This is a genomic window from Actinosynnema sp. NPDC002837 (assembly GCF_040295345.1).
Lineage (GTDB): Bacteria > Actinomycetota > Actinomycetes > Mycobacteriales > Pseudonocardiaceae > Actinosynnema.
Map to the genome: position 1 here is coordinate 22,208 of NZ_JBEOVG010000065.1, position 22,820 is coordinate 45,027.

Consider the following 22,820-nt stretch of genomic DNA (forward strand, 5'->3'; position numbering starts at 1 on the left):
GGAGCAGGAAGATGCACTTCCACGGACACAGGCACCACGAACACCGGCACCACCGCGAGCACGGCTTCGGCGACCCACGACAGGGGTTCGGCGGCGGAGGGTTCGGCGGCGGCTTCGGCCGCGGCCCCTTCGGCGGTCCCCCGCCACCGCCCGACCCGTTCGGCGGCCCCCCGATCCCGCCCGAGCCGCCCGGCTTCGGCGGGCACGGCCGGGGACGGGGTCGCAGCGGGAGGCAGCGCAAGGGCAACGTCCGCACGGCGGTCCTCGCGCTGCTCGCCGAACGCCCCATGCACGGCTACGAGATGATCCAGGAGATCAGCGGCCGCACGGACGGCCTCTGGCGGCCCAGCCCCGGCTCGGTCTACCCGACCCTGCAGATGCTGGCCGACGAGGGCCTCGTCGCCTCCACCGAGGAGGCGGGCGGCAAGAAGCTGTTCACGCTGACCGAGACCGGTCGGGAGACGGCCGCGAAGCTCGACGGCGCGCCGCCGTGGCAGCAGGTCAACGACGACCTCGACCAGCACGCGGCGAAGCTGCGCACGGCGGCACGGCACCTCGGCGCGGCCATGCAGCAGATGGCGCACGCGGGCACGCGCGAGCAGCAGGCGCGGGCCGTCGAAGTCCTCGGCGAGGCCCGCCGCAAGCTGTACGCGATCCTCGGCGAGCTCGACGTCGAGGAGGACAACGCGGAGGAGTGACCTACCAGCGGTCGTGGACCAGCGGCCGGACCAGCGAGTCGTACACGGCCCGCACCTCGTCCTGGGCCTGCGCCGACAACGGCGCGAGGTCCGCGGCGGCCGAGTTGGCCCGAGCCTGCTCGGCGTTGCGCGCGCCGGGGATGACCACGGTGACGCCCGGCTGGTCCACGACCCACCGCAGCGCGAACTGCGCCATGGTCGCGCCGGGCGGCACGAGGGCGCGCAGCCGCTCCACCGCCTCCAGCCCGACCTCGAACGGCACGCCGGAGAACGTCTCGCCGACGTCGAACGCGTCACCGTTGCGGTTGTAGTTGCGGTGGTCGTCGGCCCCGAACGTGGTCGACGCGCTGTACTTGCCGGACAGCAGCCCCGAGGCGAGCGGAACGCGGGCGATGATCGCCACGCCCGCTTCCGCCGCCGCGGGCAGCACCCGCTCCAGCGGCTTGAGCCGCAGCGCGTTCAGGATGATCTGGACGCTCGCGACACCCGGCCGCGCGATCGCGGTCAGCGCCTCGTCGACGGTCTCCACGCTCACGCCGTACGCGGCGATCCGCTTGGCCTCGACCAGCTCGTCGAGCGTGTCGAACACCTCGTCGGTCGAGAAGACCGGCGTCGGCGGGCAGTGCAGCTGGACCAGGTCGAGCGTGTCGACGCCGAGGTTGGCGCGCGAGCGGTCGTTCCAGGCCAGGAAGTTCTCGCGGTTGTAGTTCTCCGGCGTCTGGTCGACGCGGCGGCCCATCTTGGTGGCCACCGTGATGCCCGCGTCGCCGCGCTCGCGGAGGAACTTGCCGATCAGCGTCTCGCTGCGGCCGTCGCCGTAGACGTCGGCGGTGTCGAAGAAGTTCACGCCGGTGTCGGCGGCGGCGTGCAGCACCGCCAGCGCGTCGGACTCCTCGACCTGGCCCCAGTCGGCGCCGAGCTGCCAGCAGCCGAGACCGATGACGCCGACCTGCCGACCCAACCTGCCCGCGTTCCTGTTCTCCACGTCCCGAATCCTAGGTGAGCGTTCTCAGGGCAGCACAATCCCGGCCGGCTTGCGCCTCACGTGGACGCGGTAGCCGACCTCGAACGACAGGCCGGGCGTGCGCGCGATGGCCTTCTCCGCGACCGCCGCGGAGAACTCGATGCGCAACACCGCCTCCAGGTCCTCACGGCGGTCGAACCGCCACAGCGCGCGCACGCGGCGCAACGAGAACCCCTGATCGGCGAAGAACCGCTCCACGTCCACGGGGTTGTAGCGCGGCTCGTCGGAGCACAGCCAGGGCCCGTAGGGCTCGGCCAGGCCGTCGAGGTCCACGATCGCCAGCGCGCCGCCCGGCCGCAGCACCCGATCGGCCTCGCGCAGGCCCGGCTCGCAGCCGGGGCCGAAGAAGTACGCCGTGCGCGCGTGCACCAGGTCCGCCGTCGCGTCCCGCAGCGGCAGGCGTTGCGCGGGACCGGCCACCGCCTCGGCGTTCGGCACGTCCGCCACCCGGGCCCGGGCGCGCCGCACCAGCGGGGCGTGCGGCTCGACACCGATGACCGAGCGCGCCTCCCGTGCGAACACCGGCAGGTGGAACCCGTCACCGCAGCCGACGTCGACCACGTCCCGCCCGACCCAGTCGCACTCCTCGCGCAGCACGCGCCAGATGGCCCCGTCCACGTCCTGGGCGCGGTTCTCGACCTCGTAGAGCTCGGGCCAGTGCCAGATGTTCGGGCTCGGCAGGACGTCGACAGGCCGGACGGCGGCCAACGCGGCGCGGACGAATCCCTTCACGGGACGACTCTAGAGCCGTAGCGTGATCGAATAGGCGGCTTGCAGGAGGTACGCGGTGTCGATCGTCCCCAATTCTCCCGCTTTGGCCGAGTTGCACCACGGCGCGCCGTGCTGGGTCGACATCGCCACGACGGACCTCCAGGCCACGATCGACTTCTACTCCGGGCTGTTCGGCTGGTACTTCTCCGACTCGGGCGGCAACGCGATCGCCCTGGTGGACGGGATGCCGGTGGCCGAGCTGGTCGTCGCCGACGCGCCGAGCGCGTGGACGCTCTACCTGAACACGCCGCACGCCCGCGCGACCGCCGAGAAGGCGCAGGCGTTGGGCGGCCACGTGCTCGGCGAGCCGTCGGACACCGTCACCGTGCTCGCCGACCCGAGCGGCGCGGTGGTCGGGTTCCGGCACGTCCCACCCGACTGGGTGTTCGGCGCGGACGGGCACGGCGCGTACGCCTGGGCCGAGCTGAACACGCGTGACGGGCACGCCGCAGACGAGTTCTTCCGCGAGCTGTGCGGGTACGAAATCACCCAGATCGGTGACGGCCAGGCGGTCGACTACACGCTCTGGGCCGTGCAGGGGCACACCGTGCTCGGCCGGCAGCGGATGGGCCGGGCGTTCGCGCCGGACACCCCCGCGCACTGGATGGTGTACTTCACGGCCGCGCCGGAGATCGGCACGGACTCGGCCGCGTCCAGGGTGCTCGAGCTGGGCGGGCGCGTCACCGTGGAGCCGTACGACACGCCGTTCGGCCGGATCACGGTCGTCGCCGACCACACGGGCGCGGTGTTCTCGGTGATCGACCCGTCCCGCACCACGCCGCTGTCGGAGGAGGAGGCCACCGAGACGCGGGTGGACGACCCCTACGACGACTGAGAGCTAGCCCGGCACGAACACGTGCAGCAGCAGCCAGGCGACCACGGCGGACGGCAGCAGCGAGTCCATCCGGTCCATCAGGCCGCCGTGACCGGGCAGCAGCGTGCCCATGTCCTTGATCCCGAGGTCGCGCTTGATGAGCGACTCGACCAGGTCGCCCGCGGTCGCGGTGACGACCAGGGCCGCGCCGAACAGCACGCCCTGCCACCACTGGCCGTCCAGCATCAGGCCGACCGTGAGCGCGCCGCCGACCATGCCCGCCACCATCGAGCCCGCGAAACCCTCCCAGGACTTCTTCGGGCTGATGGTGGGGGCCATCGGGTGCTTGCCGAACAGCACGCCGGCCACGTAGCCGCCGGTGTCGGACAGCACGACGCCGATCAGGAACGCCAGGACGCGGAAGACGCCGTCCTCCGGCACGACCAGCATGACCGCGAACGACGCGAACACGGCCACGTAGGCGACCGTGAAGATGGACGCGGTGACGTCGCGCAGGTAGCCGTCCGCGCCGTCCTTGAGCCGCCAGAGCAGGCACGCCAGGATCGTCACCACGAACGCGGCGAGGACGCCGCCGCGCTCGTACGGCCAGGCCAGCCACACCACGGCCTGCCCGCCGACCAGCACGGGCAGCAGGGCCACCCGGATGCCCGCGCCACGCCGCAACGCGCCCGTCAGCTCGTACACCGACACGGCGACGGCGACGGCGACGACGCCGACGAACAGCTCGCGCACCGTGAACAGCGCGACGAGGATGACGGCGCCCAAGCCGACGCCCACGGCGATGGCCGCGGGCAGGTTGCGCCCCGCGCGTGACGCGCCCTTCTCCGGCGCGTCCTGGTCACCGCCGCCTGACACCTGCTGTGCTCCTATCACGGCCGTGCACCGGCCGAGCCAAGCGCGCGGGCTCCTCGCCCGACCCGCCGAACCGACGTGACCACTAGACCTCGAGCAGTTCGGCTTCCTTGTGCTTGACCAGCTCGTCGATCTGGGCGACGTAGCGGTGGGTGACGTTCTCCAGTTCCTTCTCGGCCCTGGTGCCGTCGTCCTCGCCGACCTCGCCGTCCTTGACCAGGCGGTCCAGCTCTTCCTTGGCCTTGCGGCGGATGTTGCGGATGGAGACCTTGGCGTCCTCGCCCTTGCCCTTGGCGACCTTGACCATCTCGCGGCGGCGTTCCTCGGACAGCTGCGGGATCACCACGCGGATGATCGAGCCGTCGTTGCTCGGGTTCACGCCCAGGTCGGAGTCGCGGATGGCCTTCTCGACCGCGTTGAGCTGGGTGGCGTCGTAAGGCTTGATCACCGCCATGCGCGCCTCCGGGATGGCGACGCTGGCGAGCTGGTTCAGCGGGGTGGGCGAACCGTAGTACTCGACCACGATGCGGGAGAACATCGAGGGGTTGGCGCGGCCCGTGCGCACCGAGGCCAGGTCCTCCTTCGCCACGGACACCGCTTTTTCCATCTTCTCCTCGGCGTCGAGGAGGGTCTCGTCAATCACGACTGACTCCCTTGGTGTGCGCAGTTCGGCTCGAATCCCAGCAGGTCTAGAAGGACGGGCGACCACCGGGGGTGCTCACCAGTGTGCCGATCTTCTCACCACGCACGGCTCGCGCGATGTTCCCCTCGGTGAGCAGGTTGAAGACCATGATCGGCATGTTGTTGTCCATGCACAGGCTGAACGCGGTCGCGTCGGCGACGTTCAGGCCGCGTTCGAGCACTTCGCGGTGGGTGATGTTGTCGAACATCAACGCGTCCGGGTCGATCTTGGGATCCGCCGTGTAGACGCCGTCCACGGCCTTGGCCATCAGCACGACCTCGCACCCGATCTCCAGCGCGCGCTGCGCGGCGGTGGTGTCGGTGGAGAAGTACGGCATGCCCGCGCCGCCGCCGAAGATCACCACGCGCCCCTTGTCGAGGTGCCGCATGGCCCGCCGGGGGATGTAGGACTCGGCGATCTGGCCCATCGTGATGGCGGTCTGCACGCGGGTCTCGATGCCGTGCTCGCGCTCCAGGAAGTCCTGCAGGGCGAGGCAGTTCATCACGGTGCCGAGCATGCCCATGTAGTCGGCGCGGCTGCGGTCCATGCCGCGCTGCTGCAGTTCGGCGCCGCGGAAGAAGTTGCCGCCGCCGATGACGACCGCGACCTGGACCCCTGTTCGGACGACCGCGGCGATCTGGCGTGAGACGGTCTGCACGACGTCGGGGTCGACGCCGACACCGCCACCGCCGAACATCTCGCCGCCGAGCTTGAGCATCACCCGGCGGTAGCCCTGGATCGGCTCGTCGTCGGCGTGATCGGCTTTCGCGTGGTCTACCTCTGCGCTCACAGGTACTCCTCTGGACACGGCAAGGGCGGGGTCGCGACGTCTGCGCGCAACCCCGCCCTCACGCGAATCAGGCCTGGCCGACCTCGAACCGGGCGAAGCGGGTCACGGTGACACCGGCCTCGTCCAGCACGGCCTTGACGGTCTTCTTGGACTCGGTCACGGACGACTGCTCCAGGAGCACGACGTCCTTGAAGAAGCCGTTCACGCGACCCTCGACGATCTTGGACAGCGCCGCTTCCGGCTTGCCCTCCTCGCGAGCGGTCTCCTCGGCGATGCGGCGCTCGTTGGCCACCACGTCCGCGGGGACCTCGTCGCGGGTGAGGTAGCGGGGACGCATCGCGGCGATCTGCATCGCGGCGCCGCGGGCGGCGTCCTCGTTGTCGCCGGTGTACTCGACCACCACGCCGACGGCGGGCGGCAGGTCGGCGGCACGGCGGTGCAGGTAGGTGGTCACGGCGCCGTCGAAGATGGCGACCTTGGCCAGCTCCAGCTTCTCGCCGATCTTGGCCGAGAACTCCTGGACGACGGCGTCGACGGCCTTGCCGTCGAGGTCGGCGGCCTTGAGCACCTCGACGTCAGCCGGGCGGGTGGCCTTGGCGACCGCGACGATCCGCGCCGCCAGCTCCTGGAAGTCGGCGTTCTTGGCGACGAAGTCCGTCTCGCAGCGCAGCTCGATCATCACGCCGCCCTCGGCCATGACCAGGCCGTTCGCGGTCGTGCGCTCGGCGCGCTTGTCGACGTCCTTGGCGCCCTTGATGCGCAGGAGCTCGACCGCCTTGTCGAAGTCGCCGTCGGTCTCCTCGAGCGCCTTCTTGCAGGCCATCATGCCTGCGGCGGTCAGCTCGCGGAGGCGCTTCACGTCAGCGGCGGTGTAGTTCGCCATCGTGCGATTTCCGTTCCTTCTGCGGTCTGGTCGTCGGCTCGCTCGCCGACGCGTTTACGCGCTTGGGGGTGGTGCGGTACCAGCCGGTCGGGCGCTGGTCGCTGTGCGCACGCCGCGCCCACCGTGATCAGGGCAGGCGCGGCGTGCGGACAGCTCAGGACTGGACGGACTCGGTGCCCTCGGCGGGCGCCTCGCCGGCGGGGGCCTCGGCGGCCGCCGGTGCGGCGGGCGCGTCGGCGCCGACCAGCAGCTCCTGCTCCCACTCGGCCAGCGGCTCGTCGACGCCCGGCTCGGGCTTGTCCGCGCCGTCGGCGGCCTTGGTGCGGGCGCCGGAGCGCGCCATCAGACCGGCGGCGGCGGCCTCGGCCACCACCTTGGTCAGCAGCGCGGCGGACCGGATCGCGTCGTCGTTGCCCGGGATCGGGTAGTCGACCTCGTCCGGGTCGCAGTTCGTGTCGAGGATCGCCACGATCGGGATGTTCAGCTTGCGCGCCTCGCCGACGGCGATGTGCTCCTTCTTGGTGTCCACGATCCACACGGCGCTGGGCACCTTGGACATGTCGCGGATACCGCCGAGCGTGCGCTCCAGCTTGTCCTTCTCGCGGTTCATCATCAGGATTTCCTTCTTGGTGAAACCCTGGAAACCGCCGGTCTGCTCCATCGACTCCAGCTCCTTGAGCCGCTGGAGGCGCTTGTGGACCGTGGAGAAGTTGGTGAGCATGCCGCCCAGCCAGCGCTGGTTCACGAAGGGCATGCCGACGCGGAGGGCCTCGTTGGCGATGGCCTCCTGCGCCTGCTTCTTCGTGCCGATGAACAGGATCGAACCGCCGTGCGCGACCGTTTCCCGGACGAACTCGTAAGCCCGGTCGATGTAGGTCAGCGTCTGCTGCAGGTCGATGATGTAGATGCCGTTGCGCTCGGTGAAGATGTAGCGCTTCATCTTCGGGTTCCAGCGACGGGTCTGGTGCCCGAAGTGCACGCCGCTGTCGAGCAGCTGCTTCATGGTGACGACGGCCATGGCCGGGTTCGCACCTCTTCGTTCAGGCGCGCCTGGCGGTGAGCCGGCGCGCGTTCCGGTTGGTCGCGGCGGACCGGGGTCGGACCGCCGCCCTGGTGCCCCTGCCGCCGTCCGAACCGGAGGACGTCTCGCCTCAGGACCGCTGGACGCCGTGACTCGACCACACCGAAAACTGGTCGGATCTGCATTGGCACGCGAAGTCGTCCCGCACTCACACGGGCCGCGGTCCGAGTGTACGCCGGTGAGCCGGAGAACCACGAACCGGGCCTGAGGTTGTCCACAGCCCCATGAGTTATCCACAGGTGAGCCGAAGCCACTGGTAGCCCCCGGTCCCCGCCGGAACGCTGGACCCATGACTCCCACGATGCGAACACTGCTGGTCCTGACCTTGACAACGGTGGTGACGCTACCCCTGACCGCGTCGCCGGCGCCCGCGAGGGCCGACCGCCCACCGCGCTTCGCCTGGCCGCTCGCACCACCGCACCAGGTCGTCCGCGCCTTCGCAGCGCCGGCGACGGAGTACGGGCCCGGCCACCGCGGCGTGGACCTGGCCGCCACCGCGGGCGCCACCGTCCTGGCCGCCGCCGATGCCGTCGTCGTGCACGCGGGCCCGGTCGCCGACCGTGCGGTCGTCTCACTGCTGCACACCGGCGGCCTGCGAACCACCTACGAACCGGTCACCCCCACCGTCCGCCGAGGTCAACCGGTACGGCGAGGCGACCGGATCGGCACCCTGAACCCGGGCCACGAGGGCTGCCCCACCGAGGCGTGCCTCCACTGGGGCGCACTGCGAACCACCCCACCGCGCTCCCGCACCTACCTGAACCCACTGCACCTGTTGTCCAACGGCCGTGTCCGCCTCCTCCCGAGGGCGGACGGCAGCGGCCCTCAACGCGCCCACCCCTTCTGACCAGCCCAACCCGCTTACCGGCCAGCCCCGCTGACCCGGCCAGCCCCTCTGACTCACCTGCCTCGCCATCTCGCCCTCCCTGCCGCACCACCGCACCACCGCACCACCGCACCGAAGCTCGCCCCACCGCCTCGCCCGAGCCACCGCCTCGCCCGAGCCACCGCCTCGCCCGAGCCACCGCCTCGCCCGAGCCACCGCCTCGCCCGCCGCACCGGCCGCACCGGCCGCACCCGCCGCACCCGCCGCACCCGCCGCACCCGCCGAGTGCCCCCCAACCACGCCCTTCCCGCAACCTCACCCAAAGCCAGCGCCACCCCGACCGCGCACTCCACCGCGCGACCTCCCCACCGCGCGACCTCCCCACCCGCGCCCACGTGCGCCCACCAGCGCCTCACCTCGCAGCGCCGCCGCCTAGCGGACAGGGCGGCGCGATCGGGGGATGTCTCCGTGCAGTGGTCGCGGCGGGCTCGTGGCCTCCGGGCCGACCTCGATTCGGCGAAACCGGGTGTCCGTCGAGCACGGCGCCCGTTGAAGGCGTGCGTGTGATTCGCCGACGGCACTTGGCGGGTGCGTCCGGCGGTGGGTTCGGCAGGTGCGTCCGGCAAGTGCGTTCGCCGGGTGGCGGTTGGGGTCTGCTGCCGATGGGCGACTGATGCCGATGGGCATCGGCGGAGCTGGGCTAGGCCTCCAGCTGCTCGTTCAGCTTGGTGCGCAGGCGCAGCACCGCCCGGGTGTGCAGCTGGCACACGCGGGACTCCGTGACGCCCAGGACCTTGCCGATCTCGGCCAGCGTCAGGTTCTCGAAGTAGTACAGGGTGACCACGACGCGGTCCCGTTCGGCGAGCTGGGCGATCGCGTCGGCGAGTTGGCGGCGGCTGTCCTGGTCGACCAGGGTGGCGATCGGGTCCTCCGCGCCCTCGTCGGGCAGGGACTCGGCCAGTGACGAGCCCGCGCCACCGGTGTTGCGGCCGGCGGCGATCAGCTCGTCCAGGGCGACCACGCTGGTGAGCTGGAGCTGGGCGTAGAGCTCGCGCAGCTCACCGAGGCCGATCTTCAGCTCGGCGGCGAGCTCGCGGTCGGTCGGGGTGCGCTGGAGGCGGCCACCCAGGCGTTCCAAGGCGCGCTCGACGTCACGTGCCCGGCTGCGGACCGAGCGCGGCACCCAGTCCTGTGAGCGCAGGTCGTCGAGGATCGCGCCTCTGATGCGCTGCATCGCGTACGTCTCGAACTTCAGGCCGCGCTCGGGCTCGAACTTCTCGATCGCGTCGACCAGGCCGAAGATGCCGGACTGGATCAGGTCCGCCACGTCGACGTGCGCGGGCAGACCGGTGCCGACCCGACCGGCGACGTACTTCACCAGCGGCGCGTAGTGCAGCACCAGGCGGTCCCGCAGGGCCTGCCGACGTGACTCGCCGTAGGTGTGCCACAGCGCGATGATCCCGGCTTCCACGTCATCGGCGGTGCGCGACTCCGACGCCGCGTGCGCGGGCCTGCCGGGGACCACCGCAGGGGCGGCGTGCCCGTTCGTGCGCTGCGGCTCGCCGTCGACGTGGTGACCGTACGTCCCAGTCGGGGTGCGCGCCGCCGACGAGGTCCCGACGTGCGCGGCGGAGGGAGAGGTCACGGTTGCGGTCCGCGAACCTCCCCCTGCGACGTCAGGAGCGGGGGTGGGTTCGGTCATGGATCGCCTTCAGCCGTTCGACGGTGACGTGTGTGTAGAGCTGAGTCGTTGCGAGCGTAGCGTGACCAAGAAGCTCTTGGACGGTGCGCAGGTCCGCTCCCCCTTCCAACAGGTGCGTGGCCGCGGAGTGGCGCAGGCCGTGCGGCCCGGTGTCGGCCGTGTCAGGTACCGCACCCACTACATCGTGGACAACCCTCCTGGCGGTACGCGGGTCTAGCCGCCCACCTCGCGCGCCGAGTAGCAGCGCACGGTGTGAACGGTCGCTGACCAGGGCGGATCGACCATGTTCCACCCAGCGCCGTACAGCCCGTTCGGCCGGAACGCCGAACGGCACGGTGCGTTCGCGACCACCCTTGCCCAGAACCCGAATCACCCTTTGGGAGTAGTCCACGTCGTCGAGGTCGAGACCGCACAACTCGGCGACCCGGACACCCGTTGCGTACAGCAACTCCACCACGGCTTGGTCACGCAGCGCAACCGGATCGCCGTGTTCCGCGCCTACTTCGGCAACTGCCATGGCGGCGTCGGCCTGGTCCGGCCGGAGCACGGCGGGGAGGGTCCGGTGGGGGCGGGGCGCGCTGAGCCGCGGGCCGGGGTCGGCGGCGAGCAGGTCGTTGCGGGAGGCCCAGGCGGTGAACGTGCGGGCGGAGGCGGCGCGTCGGGCCATCGTCGTCCGGCTCGCGCCGGCGGAGTGCTGGGAAGCCAACCACGACCGCAGGCCCGGCAGGTCGATCGCTTCCACGGTGGCGTTGTCGGGTGTGCCCTCGGCTAAGTGGACCAGCAGGGCGACCACGTCGCCGAGGTACGCGCGCACCGTGTGCGGTGACAGACCGCGTTCCATCGCGAGGTGGCGTTCGTAGCGGTCCAGGGCCGTCGCCACGTCCGCGGGCAGCGCGCGACGCAGGCGAACCAGGTCGACACGACGTGTCCGAGCGGGCGGCGGCGGGGACATAGCCCCTGACGCTGCGCCCTCAAGCGCTCTTGGTCAAGTATCGCCACGCCAACTCCCGTCCTGGGAGCGCTTCCAACCGCTCTCCGTGCGTTCGGCGAGACTGGCCAGTTCCAATTGCGGCAACAAGGCGCGCACCCGAGCCAGCTCGACGCCGGATTCGACGGAGATCGCCTCCGGGCTGTGCCCGAACGCCAGGCCCAGCGCTTCGAAGACCCGCATCGCCTCGCCCTGCGGTGGTCCGGTGTCGGTGTTCCTGGTGGCTTCGACGAGGTCGACACCGAGCCGTCCGGTCGACTCGATGATCTCGGCGACGCTGGTCACCGGCACCGCGAGCCCCGAACGCAGCAGCTCGTGGCAGCCCGACGAGCTGACCGACGTGATCGGCCCGGGAACCGCCATGAGCACCCGGCCGAGTGCCGCCGTAGACGCGGCGGTGTTCTTGGCCCCGCTGCGCCGTCCCGCTTCGACGACCACGGTGCCTTCGGCCAGAGCGGCTATGAGCCGATTTCGCGTCAGGAACCGGTGGCGCGCGGGCGTGTGGGTCGGCGGGTACTCGCTCACCAGCAGCCCTTGGCCGGGGATTCGCTCCAGCAAGGGGCGGTGGCCGGACGGGTAGGCGACGTCGATCCCGCAGGCCAGCACGGCGATCGTCGGCCCGCCCGCCGTGATCGCGCCCCGGTGCGCCGCGCCGTCGATGCCGTAGGCCGCGCCGGACACCACGGTGACACCGGCCTCGGCCAACCCGAAGCCGAACTCGCCCGCGACGTGCTGCCCGTAGCCGGAGGCGGCCCGACTGCCGACCACCGCGACGGCCCGCTCGGTGATGGAGGAGAGGTCGGCCTCGCCCCGGACCCACAACGCCAAGGGCTCCACACCGCACCGCAGGCCGTTGGCGGCGGCGAGGGCGAGGGCGTTGAAGGGCCAGCGGGGCCACTCGTCGTCCTCGGGGACCAGGAGCCGCCCGCCGACCTTCGCGGCCGCCTCCAGGTCCTGCTCGGCCTGGTCCAACCCTCGACGCGCCGATGTCTGGCTGTCGACCCCGGACGGCACCTCCCCGGCCCTGACCGACTCCGCGGCCCGCACCGGCCCGACTTCGGCGACGAACCGGACCAGAGCAGCGGCGGGCGGCTCGGCCACCCGCGACAGGTAGGCCCGGGCCAGCCGGATCTCATCGGTGCTCACGGCGACCGCCACCACTCGTCGGGCCCGGGGCGGGTGACCGGCGCGAACCCCTCGCCGGGCTCCGGGTCACGCGACATGTCCGCCGCCCGAACCGCCTTCGACCCGGCCGGCGCCGATTCGATCCCGCTCCGCACGCCGGAGGCCTGCTCGACCTGCGGACCCGACTCGACCGACCGGCCCATGAGCCCACTGCCCGCGTGGTGGCTGCCCGCGACCCGCCCGGACGCGACCACGGTCCGCGCCGCCGCGGTAGGGCTGACGTCGGTCGACACGGCCGGCGGTGAGGCCCTCGGGGTCACGTTCGAGGGAGGGGGCGGGGGCGGGGCTGGGGTCGGTGGTGCGGAGGGTGGCGGTGCAGACGGTGGTGGTGCGGATGGCGGGGTTGAGGGCTCAGCCGGCGGGCGGGCGATCGGTGGGTGGACGGGTGGGCCCTTGGCGCGGTTCGGGTCGGCGGGAGCCGGGTCAGGGTCGGCGAGGATCGGGGCGGCGAGGGCGGGTTGGGACTGGGCGGCGAGGGACTGGGCGGCGAAGGGCTGGTCGGCAGGGATCGGCTGGGTGGGGGTTGGGTCGGTCATGACTTCCTGCGCTCTCGGAACTCCAGGGCGGCGGCTACGTGGTCCGCTGTCGGTTGGTCGACCTCGGCCAGGTCGGCGAGGGTCCAGGCGACTCGTAGGCACCGGTCCGCGCCACGGCCCGTCAGGGCTCCCGTGGTCAGCGCTCGGTCCAGGACGGTGGTCGCGTTTCTTGGCAGGGCGTACTCCCGCCTGAGCGCGGGGCCCGGCACCTCGGCGTTGGTCAGCCAGCCGTGCGCCGCCCAGCGTTCCGTCGCCCGCGTCCTGGCCTTCTGGACCCGCTCGCGGACGGCGGCGGTCGGTTCCGGTGGGGCGATCTCCGCGTTGCTCATGGCGGTCAGGGGGCGCATCACCACCCGCAGGTCCACCCGGTCCAGGAGTGGGCCGGAGAGCTTGCTCTGGTAGCGCCTCCGCGCGGCGGGCAGGCAGACGCAGTCGATGTCCTTCGGCGGTGCGCAGGGGCACGGGTTGGTGGCCAGCACGAGTTGGAACCTGGCCGGGTAGCGGGTGATGCCGTCACGCCTCGCCAACCGGACCTCGCCCTCCTCCAACGCCGTGCGCAGCGCGTCCAGCTTCGCCGCGCCGAACTCCCGGGCCTCGTCCAGGAACAGCACGCCCCGGTGGGCCCGGCTCATCGCACCCGGCTTCGCCATGCCGGTGCCGCCGCCGATCAGCGCCACCGTCGACGTGGTCGGGTGCAGCGAGACGAACGGCGGCGTGGCGACCAGCGGGCTCTCCGGGGACAGCAGACCCGCGATGGAGTGCACCGCCGTGACGCCGAGCGCCTCCTCCGGCGACAACGGCGGCAGGAGGCCGGCCAGGCGTTGGGCCAGCATGGTCTTGCCGGTCCCCGGCGGCCCGGTCAGCAGGATGTGGTGACCGCCGGCGGCGGCCACTTCGAGGGCCCACCTCGCCTCCGGCTGGCCCACCACGTCCGCCAGGTCCGGGCCGTCCGGCGGTGGGGCGATGGCGGGCGGGGCGGTGTGGTGGAGGGTGTGCTCGCCGCCCAGCCAGGACAGGACGTCGGTCAGGGTCGTGGCGCCGTGCACGGTCATGCCGTCCACCAAGGCGGCTTCGGGCAGCACGTCCACCGGGACCACCGCCTCGGTCAGGCCCGACCGCTTGGCCGCCACCAGCGCGGGCAGCACACCCCGGACGGTGCGGACCCGGCCGTCCAGGGCCAGCTCGCCCAGCAGCACGGTGTCGGCCAGGCGCTCGCCCGGGATCGCCTTGGCGGCGGCCAGGACGACGCAGGCGATGGCCAGGTCGTAGCCGGAGCCGTTCTTGGGCAGCGTGGCCGGGGACAGGCCCAGCGTCACGCGTTGGGACGGCCAGTCGTGCCCGCTGTTGCGCACCGCCGCCTTCACGCGGTCCTTCGACTCGTGCAGGGCGGCGTCCGGCAGGCCGAGGAGCTGGGTCCTCACCGTGCCGACACCGACGTCGGCCTCGATCTCCACCGGCACGCCGTCCACGCCGAACAACGCCACCGACCACGTTCGCGCGAGCGCCATCACACACCTCGCAGGTGGTGCAGGCGGACCTTGCCCTCGGGCGGCCACTCGATCGCGATCACGTCGAACCGGATCTCCACGCGCCCGACCCGGTTGGCGCTCAGCCAGCGCAGGGCCGACTTGCGGACGCGCTCCAGCTTGTCCGGCGTCACGGCTTCCAGGGGCGTGCCCCTGCTGGTGCCCGAACGGCACTTCACCTCGACGACCACCAACCGGGCGCCGTCGGTGGCTATGACGTCCAGCTCACCGTCGTCGCACCGCCAGTTGCGCGCCAGGATCGACAGGCCCTGGTGCTCCAGGTACCGGCACGCCGCGTCCTCGCCACGCCTGCCCAGGTCGGTCGCCGTGTTCATGTCCCACTCCTCCGGAATCGGTCCTGGTTCGACCATGCCGGGGTGGTGGCGGGGTGGCGATGGGCAGTTCGCCGGCTGTGGACAACTTCAAGGGCTGTGGACGGCCGCCGGGGAAATGTCGGTGGCGCGTGGTAACGGCCGGAACGCGCAAAGGGGCCCACCCCCACGGGCAGGCCCCTGCGACTTTGCGGGTATCAGGAGTTGAACGGGCCGTCCTCGGGCAGCCTGAGGTCGGGTTTGTCCAGCTCCTCGACGTTGACGTCCTTGAAGGTGATGACGCGGACGTTCTTCACGAATCGGGCGGGGCGGTACATGTCCCACACCCACGCGTCGGACATCCGCACCTCGAAGTAGACCTCGCCGTCCGCGTTGCGGACCTGCACGTCCACCGAGTTGGCCAGGTAGAACCGCCGCTCGGTCTCCACGACGAACGAGAACTGGCTGACGATGTCGCGGTACTCCTTGTACAGCGACAACTCCATCTCGGTCTCGTACTTCTCGAGATCCTCTGCACTCATTACGCCTCCGCGCGGGTAATCATCGAATCCGCGCCCCTCCTCGTCGCGAGCCTGCCACCGCTGGTCTGCGGGGTTGTCCCATTCTGGACCACGGCGGCCGCGACCACGCCGCGCGCCACCCGGTGCGGCGCCGCCATCCCGTGCCGGAGCGCCGCGGCGGCCACGTTCGCATACGACCAGCGGTGTTGCGCGCTCGGGCCGTGCTCCACCAGCGCCGCCGAGTGCTCGGGGGTGCTGTAGCCCTTGTGCACGTCGAACCCGTAGACGGGCAGCTCCTCGTGCAGACCGGTCATGATCCGGTCCCGCGTGACCTTGGCCAGCACGGACGCCGCCGCGACGCACGCCGCCACCCGGTCGCCCTTGACCACCGGCATGTTGGGCGCGGTGAGACCGGGCACCGGGAAGCCGTCCGTCAGGACGTACCCGGGATGTGCCTCCAACCGCGCGACCGCGCGCCGCATGCCCTCGATGTTCGCCACGTGCACGCCGATCAGGTCGACCTCGGCGGCCGGGATCACGATCACCGCGTAGTCCAGCGCGCGCTTGAGCACCAGGTCGTACATCCGGTCGCGCGCGGCGGCGGTGAGCAGCTTCGAGTCGGTGAGCCCGTCGAACTTCGCCGCGTCACCCGGCTTGAGCACGCACGACGCCACGACGAGCGGGCCCGCGCAGGCGCCACGACCGGCCTCGTCCACGCCGGCCACGGGGCCGAACCCGCGCCGGTCCAACGCGGCCTCGAAGGCCCAGATTCCCGCGGTCTGCCGGACCTGGACGCGAGGCGGCTTGCGGATCACCCCTCGACCCTATCCCAGTCGTGAACCCCGGAAACGCGACCTCACCCGCTTGCCCAGCAGCAGCACCGGCCACGCCGCCGCGAGGCCGACACCGGCCGGCAGCGCGTCCTGCCACGCGGGCGCCCCGATGGCCACGACCTGCGGGTTGTGGTCGCCCACGCCCTGCCAGCGCGCCGGCGGCAGCACGATCACCCGCGCCTTGCCCACGACGTTGTCCACCGGCACGAGACCGCCCTCGCGGCCGTCGCCCTGGCACCGCGAGTCGCACGAGTCGTTGCGGTTGTCGCCCATCACGAACAGGTAGCCCTCGGGGATCTTCAGCTCGGCGAACGACTCCTGCACCGTGCTGCGGCCCGGCGCCCAGTACACGTACGGCTCGTCCAGCGGCTTGCCGTCCACCACGACCCGGTTGCGGTCGTCGCAGCACTGCACGGTCTGCCCGCCGACCGCGATGACCCGCTTGACGAAGTCCTCCTCGTTCGCCGCCGGGAACCCCATCAGCGACCCGAGCCCTTGCAACGCCTTGACCAGCGGGTTCGCCGGCTCGGGCGCGACGAAGTCCTGGTTGATCCAGCTGTCGGGGCCGTGGAAGACCACGACCTCGCCCGGTTCGATCTCGGCGAAGTCGTAGACCAGCTTGTCCACCAGCACCCGGTCGCCGAAGCAGCCGCCGGAGCAGCCGTGCAGCGTCTGCTCCATCGACTCCGACGGGATCATGTAGACCTTCGCCAGGAACGACTGGATCAGCACCGCGAGCACCACCGCGACACCGATCAGGATCGGCAGCTCTTTCCAGAACGAGCCCTTGCGCTTGGCCGTTTTGCGCGCGCGGGCACGCCACTGCTCGACCTTTTCCTCGTGCTCCGGTTCCCCCTCGTCGGAGGAGCCCCGGGACGATGCGACGTCCACCACCCGGTCAGCCTACCGATCAGGGCTGTGTGGCCCTGGTCAACCGCCTGCGGAGCTTGCGGCCGAAGAACACCAGCGGCCACGCCGCGGCCAGGCCGGCGCCCGCCGGGACGGCGCTCTGCCACGCGGGCGCGCCGAGCGCGACGGCCTGCGGGTTGTGGTCGCCGATGCCCTGCCAGCGCGACGGCGGCAGCACGATGACCCGAGCCTTGCCGATGACGTTGTCCTCCGGCACGGTGCCCGCCACGCCACCACCGCCCTGCTTGCGGGAGTCGGTGGAGTTCGTGCGGTTGTCACCCATCACCCAAAGGTGGCCTTCGGGGACCTTGACCGGCTCGAACGGGTCGTGGTTCTCCGGCGAGGTGCCGGGCTGCCAGTAGATGTACGGCTCGTCCAGCGGCTTGCCGTCGACCTTGACGCGGTGCTGCTCGTCACAGCACTCGACGGTCTGCCCGCCGACCGCGATGACCCGCTTCACGAAGTCGCGCTCGTCCGGCGGCGCGAGGCCGACCAGCGAGGCCACCGACTGGATGCCGGCCACGATCGGGTTGTCCGACCGGCCGGAGTTGAAGTCGTTGTTGCCCCAGGTCTCGGGGCCGCGGAAGACCACGACCTCGCCCGGTTCGATCTCGGTGAAGTCGTAGACCAGCTTGTCGACCAGCACCCGGTCGTTGTTGCACCCGGGGCAGCCGTGGAGGGTCTCCTCCATCGACTGCGACGGGATCACGTACACCCGCGCCAGGAACGTCTGGATCAGGATGGTGAGGACCAGCGCCGTGGCGCCGAGCACGAGGAGCTCGCGCCAGAGCGGCGGCTTCTTCTTGTCCTTCTTCGACTTGCCGCCCGCAGCCGAGTCCGGAGTGGACTCGACTGCGGGATCCTGACCGTCTTCGTCAGCGGAGCGGTGCACGGGATCTGCCACGTGGGCAGGCTACTGGTTCCGCGTGTGCCCGGCGTCAGGAGGCCGGGCGAGCCTCGCGCTTCTCCTTGATCTTGGCGGCCTTGCCGCGCAGGTCGCGCAGGTAGTACAGCTTCGCCCGGCGGACGTCGCCGCGGGTGGCGACCTCGATCTCGGCGATGTTCGGGGAGTGCACCGGGAAGGTGCGCTCGACGCCGACACCGAACGAGACCTTGCGGACGGTGAAGGTCTCACGGATGCCGCCACCCTGGCGGCGGATCACGACGCCCTGGAACACCTGGACCCGCTCGCGGGAGCCCTCGATGACGCGGACGTGGACCTTCAACGTGTCGCCCGGCCGGAAGCTGGGGATGTCGGAGCGCAGCGACTGGGCGTCAAGAGCGTCCAGGGTGTTCATCGGTGGTCCGTCCTCGTCCTCACGTGTATTGCGTACTCCCCCAGGGCGCGGCCGAACTCATGTCACACACGCGCGGGGGCGGGCCTGGCGCACGCCGGATGAGTCGACCCGGGTGCAGCAACCTGTCCAGTGTGCCAGACGAGGGGCGGCGGCACGAAATCGCCCCTAGTCCGGCCCTCGGTCGAGCTCGTCGAGCAGCTTGCGGTCGTGCTTGTCGAGCGCGCCCTCGGGCAGGGCGTCGAGCAGTTCGGGGCGGCGTTCGCGGGTGCGGCGCAGCGACTGGTCGCGCCGCCAGCGGTCGATCGCCTTGTGGTTGCCCGAGCGCAGGACCTCCGGCACGGCGAGGTCGCGCCACACCTCGGGCCGGGTGTAGCTGGGTCCCTCCAGCAGGCCGTCGGAGAACGAGTCCTCGGCGGCCGACTTCGGGTTGCCGAGCACGCCGGGCAGGAGGCGGACGACGGCCTCGACCATCACCAGCACCGCCACCTCGCCGCCGACGAGCACGTAGTCGCCGATGGAGACCTCGTCCACGCGCATCCGGCGCGACGCGTCGTCCGCGACCCGCTGGTCGATGCCCTCGTACCGGCCGCAGGCGAACACCAGGTGCTCCTCCGCGGACAGGTCGTGCGCCAACCGCTGGGTGAACGGCCGACCGGCCGGCGTCGGCACGATCAGGCGGGTGGCCGGGGTGACGACGTCGTCCAGCGCCTCGCCCCACACCTGGGGCTTCATCACCATGCCCGGACCGCCGCCGTACGGGCTGTCGTCGACGGCCTTGTGCACGTCGTGCGTCCAGTTGCGCAGGTCGTGCACGCCGACGCTGATCAGACCCTTGTCGATCGCCTTGCCGAGCAGGGCGGCGCGGAGCGGGTCGAGGTACTCCGGGAAGATCGTGACGACGTCAATCCGCATCGAGGAGGCCCTCGGGCGGGTCCAGCAGCACGCGCTTGCCCGCGAGGTCCACCGTGGGCACGATCTCGCGCACGAACGGGATCAGGGCCTCGTCGCCGTTCTCGCGCTTGACCACCAGCAGCTCGCCGCCGGGCCCGTGCACGACCTCCAGCACGGTGCCGATCCTCGTGCCGTCCACGAGCTCGGCGGTCAGCCCTTCGAGCTCGTGGTCGTAGAACTCGTCCGGGTCGCCGGTCGGCGGCAGGTCCTCGGTGCTCGCGAGCAGCAAGGTGCCGCGCAGCGTCTCGGCGACGTCCCGGGTCAGCACTTCCTCGAAACGCACCAGCAGCCGCCCGGAGTGGTTCCGGGCGGCTGCGACGGTGAGGTTGCGGGAGGTGCCGTCGCGCAGTTTGGCGGCCACCACCGAGCCCGGCGCGAACCGGGTCTCGGGCGAGTCCGTGCGCACGTCGACCGCGAGCTCGCCGCTGATCCCGTGCGCCTTGGCCACTCGGCCGACGACGACGTCCATGTGCGCGTTCAGCGGTCGGTGTCGACCACGTCGACGCGCACGCCACGACCACCGATACCGGCCATCACGGTGCGCAGGGCGGTCGCGGTGCGACCGCTGCGGCCGATCACCTTGCCGAGGTCGTCCGGGTGGACGTGGACCTCGAGCGTGCGACCGCGGCGGGTCGTGACCAGGTTCACCCGGACGTCGTCCGGGTGGTCGACGATGCCCCGAACGAGGTGTTCGAGAGCGTCAGCCAACAAGCTCACGCCTCGTCCTTGGCAGCCTCGGGAGCGGCCTCGGCGTCAGCCTTCTTGGCGTCGTCCTTCTTGGCCGACTTCTTCTTCGGGGTGGTCGCCTCGGTGGACGGCGCGTCGCCCGCGGCGGCCAGCGCGGCGGCGAACAGGTCCGCCTTGCTGGTCTTGGGCTCCTTGACCTTCAGCGTGCCCTCGGCGCCCGGGAGGCCCTTGAACTTCTGCCAGTCACCGGTGATCTCGAGCAGGCGCTGGACCGACTCGGTCGGCTGCGCGCCGACGCCCAGCCAGTACTGCGCGCGGTCGCTGTCCACCGCGATGAACGACGGCTCTTCCTTCGGGTGGTACTTGCCGATCGTCTCGATGGCCTTGCCGTTGCGGCGGGTGCGGGCATCGGCGACGACGATCCGGTAGTACGGCTGACGGATCTTGCCAAGCCGCTGAAGCTTGATCTTGACGGCCACGGGTGTGGGTGCTCCTCGTGCTCTCGTGTGCTCAGGTGCGGGCAGTCCTCACCCGAGTGGGGCACGGGTGGTGAAAGCCCAGGTGTCTGGGGCGCCATGGCACGGTGAGAGGGACCGACCTCGGCGAACAACCGACCATTCTGCCAGACGGGTCTACCGGAGGACGAATCGGGCCACGGGGACGCCCGCGTCCGCCAGCGCGGCCCGGATCTTCGTCGCGTGCTCGACCGCGCCCGGCGTGTCGCCGTGCAGGCAGATGGAGTCGACCTCCACCTTGAGCACGGCGCCGTCCGCGGCGATCAGCTCGCCCCGCTCGGCGAGCCGGAGCACCTGCGCCAGCACGGCGTCCGTGCTGGTCAGGACGGCGTTCGGCGCGGTGCGGGGCACCAGGGTGGCCTCGGGCGTGTACGCGCGGTCGGCGAACGCCTCCCGCACCGGGCGCAGGCCCGCCCGTTCGGCGTGGTGGAGCAGGCGCGAGCCGGGCAGCCCGAGGACGGGCAGGTCTCCGAACGCCTTCACGCCGTCGACCACGGCCTGCGCCTGCCGGTCGTGGTGCACGGTGGCGTTGTAGAGCGCGCCGTGCGGCTTGACGTACTCGACCGACGTCCCGGCCGCCTTGGCGCACGCGTCCAGCGCCCCGATCTGGTACAGCACCTCGTCGGCCAGCTCGGCCGGGTCCGCGTCGATGAACCGGCGGCCGAAGCCCGCGAGGTCGCGGTAGGAGACCTGCGCGCCGACCGCCACGCCCGCGCCCGCCGCCTGGCGGCACACCCGGCGCATGGTCGACGGGTCGCCCGCGTGGAAGCCGCAGGCCACGTTCGCGCTGGTCACGATGCCGAGCAGGGCTTCGTCGTCGCCGAGGCGCCAGATGCCGAAGCCCTCGCCGAGGTCGCTGTTGAGGTCGATCGCGCGGGTGCTCACGCGGGCATCACCCCGATGGAGACGAGGAGGAGGGTCAGGCCGGGCAGGAAGTTGTTGATCACGTGCGCCACCACGCTCGCGGTGAGCCGGCGGGTGATGAGGCGGGCGATGCCGATGGGCAGCGCGATGACGATGAGCAACGACGTCCGCAGCGGTTCGAGGTGGCTGGCCGCGAAGATCAGCGTGGTCAGCACGAACGCCGCCCACCGGCTCCAGCGCTGCCGCTCGATCGCGCCCCACAGCAGGCCTCGGTAGATCACTTCCTCGCACACCGGGCCCAGGAAGCACACGTAGACGAACATCGCGACGGCGGCGGCCAGGGGCAGCCCCGCGCCGTCCACGAGCTCGCCGATCGCGGAGGTGGCGTTCTTGTCGCCGACCACCCTCGACCAGATCACCGCGGCCACGTAGGTCAGCACGAGGCCGAGCGCGCCCAGCTTGAGCCCGACCTTGACGTCCGCCCAGTCCCAGGCGAGCCGGAGGTCCTGGAACGGGCCGTTGCCGCGCAGGTAGGTGATGGTGACCGCGACCGCCGCCGCCAGCACCGTCGGCACGATGGACCCGACCAGGACGAAGGTCACCGACGAGCCGATGTCCGTGCCCGACGTGCGGGCCACCGCCGTGATGAACACCGCGCTGAGCACGAAGACCGCTTCGACGAGCAGGAACGCGCCGAAGCCCCACCGCTGGCCCGCGTGCACCGCTTCGGGCTCCCGTCCCACCGCGCGGACGCTGGCGATCAGCCCCGGGGGCGGTTCATCCGGTCGTGTCACAGCCATCCACCCTAGTCAGCCGGTGTAGAGGTAGACGGCGGGCAGCAGGTTGTTCGTCGCGTGGGCCACCACGCTGGAGGCCACCCGGCCGGTGATCATGCGGGCCGCGCCGATGGCCAGCCCCTGCGCGAACAGGCTGAGCACGCGCCAGCTCTCCTCGTGCAGGAACGCGAAGACGACGGCGGTCAGCGCCAGGATCGCGATCCTGGGTATCCGGTAGTGGGCCAGCGCCTGCCACAGCGCGCCCCTGGTGAGCAGTTCCTCGGTCAGCGGCGCGCCGAGGAAGACGAACAGCGCCGCGGCGGCCAGCCAGACCGTCCGGCCGCCGGAGAGCGCTTCGATCTCGTCCAGCGAGCTGGACCGGTCCGGGTTGATGCGCAGCAGCAGCGCGCCGATGAGCCAGGCGGCCAGCAGCGCCGCGCCGCCGGCGGCCAGGCCCACTTTCAGGTCCCGGAGGGTGGGCACCAGGCCGAAGTCCTTGTTGGGCCCGTTGCCCCGGTACCAGGAGATGACGACCGGGCCGAGGCCGAGCAGGACGTTGGGCAGGAACACCAGCAGCAGGAGCGGGCCGAGCACCGGCGGGTCGGTGACGTCCACCTCGGCGAACCGGTCGGCGGTGGCGGCGGTGAAGGCGAGGATGGCGAGGTGGTAGCCGCCGAGCCCGGTGAAGAACGCCAGGAAGCCCCAGTGCGCCCGGCCGGTGTCCCGGTCCTGCTGTTCCTCCACTCGTCCGAACGTAGTGGTCCGGTGGGGCGGAG

28 protein-coding genes are annotated in these 22,820 nt (G+C 71.6%); 3 read left to right on the top strand and 25 right to left on the bottom strand.

All coding sequences use genetic code 11. The features are described 5' to 3' along the window. Window positions 1–11: 11 nt before the first annotated feature. Window positions 12–698, top strand: a complete 687-nt coding sequence (locus ABTZ99_RS32195) for a PadR family transcriptional regulator (RefSeq protein ID WP_499616626.1) — start codon at window positions 12–14, stop codon at window positions 696–698. A 1-nt stretch (window position 699) separates the two neighbouring features. On the opposite strand, the gene ABTZ99_RS32200 is transcribed toward ABTZ99_RS32195, so the two are convergent. Together ABTZ99_RS32200 and ABTZ99_RS32205 are read right to left on the bottom strand one after the other, a co-directional pair. Next, a complete protein-coding gene (locus tag ABTZ99_RS32200; RefSeq protein ID WP_498784834.1) occupies window positions 700–1,683 on the bottom strand; it encodes an aldo/keto reductase in 984 nt (327 codons plus the stop codon). 24 nt (window positions 1,684–1,707) lie between these two features. Beyond that, a complete protein-coding gene (locus tag ABTZ99_RS32205; RefSeq protein ID WP_498784836.1) occupies window positions 1,708–2,454 on the bottom strand; it encodes a class I SAM-dependent methyltransferase in 747 nt (248 codons plus the stop codon). 55 nt (window positions 2,455–2,509) lie between these two features. Here ABTZ99_RS32205 and ABTZ99_RS32210 point away from each other — a divergent pair, with 55 nt between their 5' ends. Continuing rightward, on the top strand, window positions 2,510–3,328 hold the full coding sequence (locus ABTZ99_RS32210; protein ID WP_498784838.1) for a VOC family protein: 819 nt from the start codon (window positions 2,510–2,512) through the stop codon (window positions 3,326–3,328). Between the two features lie 3 nt (window positions 3,329–3,331). On the opposite strand, the gene ABTZ99_RS32215 is transcribed toward ABTZ99_RS32210, so the two are convergent. From ABTZ99_RS32215 to rpsB, 5 genes are all read right to left on the bottom strand, one after another. Then, window positions 3,332–4,183 (bottom strand): phosphatidate cytidylyltransferase, encoded by an 852-nt coding sequence (locus tag ABTZ99_RS32215; RefSeq protein WP_498784840.1) that lies wholly within the window; start codon window positions 4,181–4,183, stop codon window positions 3,332–3,334. A gap of 82 nt (window positions 4,184–4,265) precedes the next feature. Then, the gene (frr, locus tag ABTZ99_RS32220) at window positions 4,266–4,823 is read right to left on the bottom strand and encodes a ribosome recycling factor (RefSeq protein WP_498784842.1); all 558 of its coding nucleotides are present in this window, start codon (window positions 4,821–4,823) and stop codon (window positions 4,266–4,268) included. Between the two features lie 46 nt (window positions 4,824–4,869). Beyond that, the gene (pyrH, locus tag ABTZ99_RS32225) at window positions 4,870–5,580 is read right to left on the bottom strand and encodes a UMP kinase (protein WP_141984185.1); all 711 of its coding nucleotides are present in this window, start codon (window positions 5,578–5,580) and stop codon (window positions 4,870–4,872) included. A 139-nt stretch (window positions 5,581–5,719) separates the two neighbouring features. Beyond that, window positions 5,720–6,535, bottom strand: a complete 816-nt coding sequence (gene tsf / locus ABTZ99_RS32230) for a translation elongation factor Ts (protein ID WP_498784844.1) — start codon at window positions 6,533–6,535, stop codon at window positions 5,720–5,722. Between the two features lie 154 nt (window positions 6,536–6,689). Next, window positions 6,690–7,553 carry a 30S ribosomal protein S2 gene (gene rpsB, locus ABTZ99_RS32235; protein ID WP_498784846.1) on the bottom strand — a complete coding sequence of 288 codons (864 nt, stop codon included), beginning with the start codon at window positions 7,551–7,553 and terminating at the stop codon, window positions 6,690–6,692. 352 nt (window positions 7,554–7,905) lie between these two features. Here rpsB and ABTZ99_RS32240 point away from each other — a divergent pair, with 352 nt between their 5' ends. Then, the gene (locus ABTZ99_RS32240; protein WP_499616632.1) at window positions 7,906–8,463 is read left to right on the top strand and encodes a M23 family metallopeptidase; all 558 of its coding nucleotides are present in this window, start codon (window positions 7,906–7,908) and stop codon (window positions 8,461–8,463) included. Window positions 8,464–9,142: 679 nt separating this feature from the next. Here ABTZ99_RS32240 and ABTZ99_RS32245 read toward each other — a convergent pair. The 18 genes from ABTZ99_RS32245 to ABTZ99_RS32330 form a co-directional block, all read right to left on the bottom strand. Next, window positions 9,143–10,144 (bottom strand): FliA/WhiG family RNA polymerase sigma factor, encoded by a 1,002-nt coding sequence (locus ABTZ99_RS32245; RefSeq protein ID WP_498784850.1) that lies wholly within the window; start codon window positions 10,142–10,144, stop codon window positions 9,143–9,145. Continuing rightward, entirely contained in the window at window positions 10,119–11,096 is a 978-nt protein-coding gene (locus ABTZ99_RS32250; RefSeq protein WP_499616635.1) for a tyrosine recombinase XerC, read from the bottom strand. Before ABTZ99_RS32250 ends, ABTZ99_RS32245 begins: the two co-directional genes overlap by 26 nt. A 33-nt stretch (window positions 11,097–11,129) precedes the next feature. Then, window positions 11,130–12,278, bottom strand: a complete 1,149-nt coding sequence (gene dprA, locus ABTZ99_RS32255; RefSeq protein ID WP_499616638.1) for a DNA-processing protein DprA — start codon at window positions 12,276–12,278, stop codon at window positions 11,130–11,132. Further along, on the bottom strand, window positions 12,275–12,550 hold the full coding sequence (locus ABTZ99_RS32260; protein ID WP_499616641.1) for a hypothetical protein: 276 nt from the start codon (window positions 12,548–12,550) through the stop codon (window positions 12,275–12,277). Before ABTZ99_RS32260 ends, dprA begins: the two co-directional genes overlap by 4 nt. A gap of 299 nt (window positions 12,551–12,849) precedes the next feature. Beyond that, complete coding sequence (locus tag ABTZ99_RS32265; protein WP_499616644.1) at window positions 12,850–14,361, bottom strand: YifB family Mg chelatase-like AAA ATPase; 1,512 nt, start codon at window positions 14,359–14,361, stop codon at window positions 12,850–12,852. Further along, a complete protein-coding gene (locus tag ABTZ99_RS32270) occupies window positions 14,361–14,714 on the bottom strand; it encodes a YraN family protein (protein WP_498784860.1) in 354 nt (117 codons plus the stop codon). Before ABTZ99_RS32270 ends, ABTZ99_RS32265 begins: the two co-directional genes overlap by 1 nt. 194 nt (window positions 14,715–14,908) lie before the next feature. Next, window positions 14,909–15,232, bottom strand: coding sequence for a DUF2469 domain-containing protein (locus ABTZ99_RS32275; RefSeq protein WP_015104440.1), 324 nt, complete (start codon window positions 15,230–15,232; stop codon window positions 14,909–14,911). Then, window positions 15,232–16,026, bottom strand: a complete 795-nt coding sequence (locus ABTZ99_RS32280) for a ribonuclease HII (protein WP_498784862.1) — start codon at window positions 16,024–16,026, stop codon at window positions 15,232–15,234. The genes ABTZ99_RS32275 and ABTZ99_RS32280 overlap by 1 nt, the downstream gene beginning before the upstream one ends. A gap of 9 nt (window positions 16,027–16,035) precedes the next feature. Next, the gene (lepB, locus tag ABTZ99_RS32285) at window positions 16,036–16,938 is read right to left on the bottom strand and encodes a signal peptidase I (RefSeq protein WP_498784864.1); all 903 of its coding nucleotides are present in this window, start codon (window positions 16,936–16,938) and stop codon (window positions 16,036–16,038) included. Window positions 16,939–16,954: 16 nt separating this feature from the next. Continuing rightward, on the bottom strand, window positions 16,955–17,857 hold the full coding sequence (gene lepB, locus ABTZ99_RS32290; protein ID WP_498784866.1) for a signal peptidase I: 903 nt from the start codon (window positions 17,855–17,857) through the stop codon (window positions 16,955–16,957). A gap of 34 nt (window positions 17,858–17,891) precedes the next feature. Then, window positions 17,892–18,251, bottom strand: coding sequence for a 50S ribosomal protein L19 (gene rplS, locus ABTZ99_RS32295; RefSeq protein ID WP_498784868.1), 360 nt, complete (start codon window positions 18,249–18,251; stop codon window positions 17,892–17,894). Between the two features lie 165 nt (window positions 18,252–18,416). After that, window positions 18,417–19,163 (bottom strand): tRNA (guanosine(37)-N1)-methyltransferase TrmD, encoded by a 747-nt coding sequence (gene trmD / locus ABTZ99_RS32300; RefSeq protein WP_499616650.1) that lies wholly within the window; start codon window positions 19,161–19,163, stop codon window positions 18,417–18,419. Then, a complete protein-coding gene (gene rimM, locus ABTZ99_RS32305; protein WP_499616653.1) occupies window positions 19,153–19,671 on the bottom strand; it encodes a ribosome maturation factor RimM in 519 nt (172 codons plus the stop codon). The genes trmD and rimM overlap by 11 nt, the downstream gene beginning before the upstream one ends. A gap of 8 nt (window positions 19,672–19,679) precedes the next feature. After that, on the bottom strand, window positions 19,680–19,919 hold the full coding sequence (locus tag ABTZ99_RS32310; RefSeq protein WP_015104447.1) for an RNA-binding protein: 240 nt from the start codon (window positions 19,917–19,919) through the stop codon (window positions 19,680–19,682). Beyond that, the gene (gene rpsP / locus ABTZ99_RS32315; protein WP_123745950.1) at window positions 19,916–20,368 is read right to left on the bottom strand and encodes a 30S ribosomal protein S16; all 453 of its coding nucleotides are present in this window, start codon (window positions 20,366–20,368) and stop codon (window positions 19,916–19,918) included. The genes ABTZ99_RS32310 and rpsP overlap by 4 nt, the downstream gene beginning before the upstream one ends. Before the next feature lie 153 nt (window positions 20,369–20,521). Continuing rightward, complete coding sequence (locus ABTZ99_RS32320; protein ID WP_498784874.1) at window positions 20,522–21,289, bottom strand: LamB/YcsF family protein; 768 nt, start codon at window positions 21,287–21,289, stop codon at window positions 20,522–20,524. Next, window positions 21,286–22,068 carry a CPBP family intramembrane glutamic endopeptidase gene (locus ABTZ99_RS32325; RefSeq protein ID WP_498784876.1) on the bottom strand — a complete coding sequence of 261 codons (783 nt, stop codon included), beginning with the start codon at window positions 22,066–22,068 and terminating at the stop codon, window positions 21,286–21,288. Before ABTZ99_RS32325 ends, ABTZ99_RS32320 begins: the two co-directional genes overlap by 4 nt. 9 nt (window positions 22,069–22,077) lie before the next feature. Beyond that, window positions 22,078–22,788, bottom strand: a complete 711-nt coding sequence (locus ABTZ99_RS32330; RefSeq protein ID WP_498784878.1) for a CPBP family intramembrane glutamic endopeptidase — start codon at window positions 22,786–22,788, stop codon at window positions 22,078–22,080. Window positions 22,789–22,820: the final 32 nt, after the last annotated feature.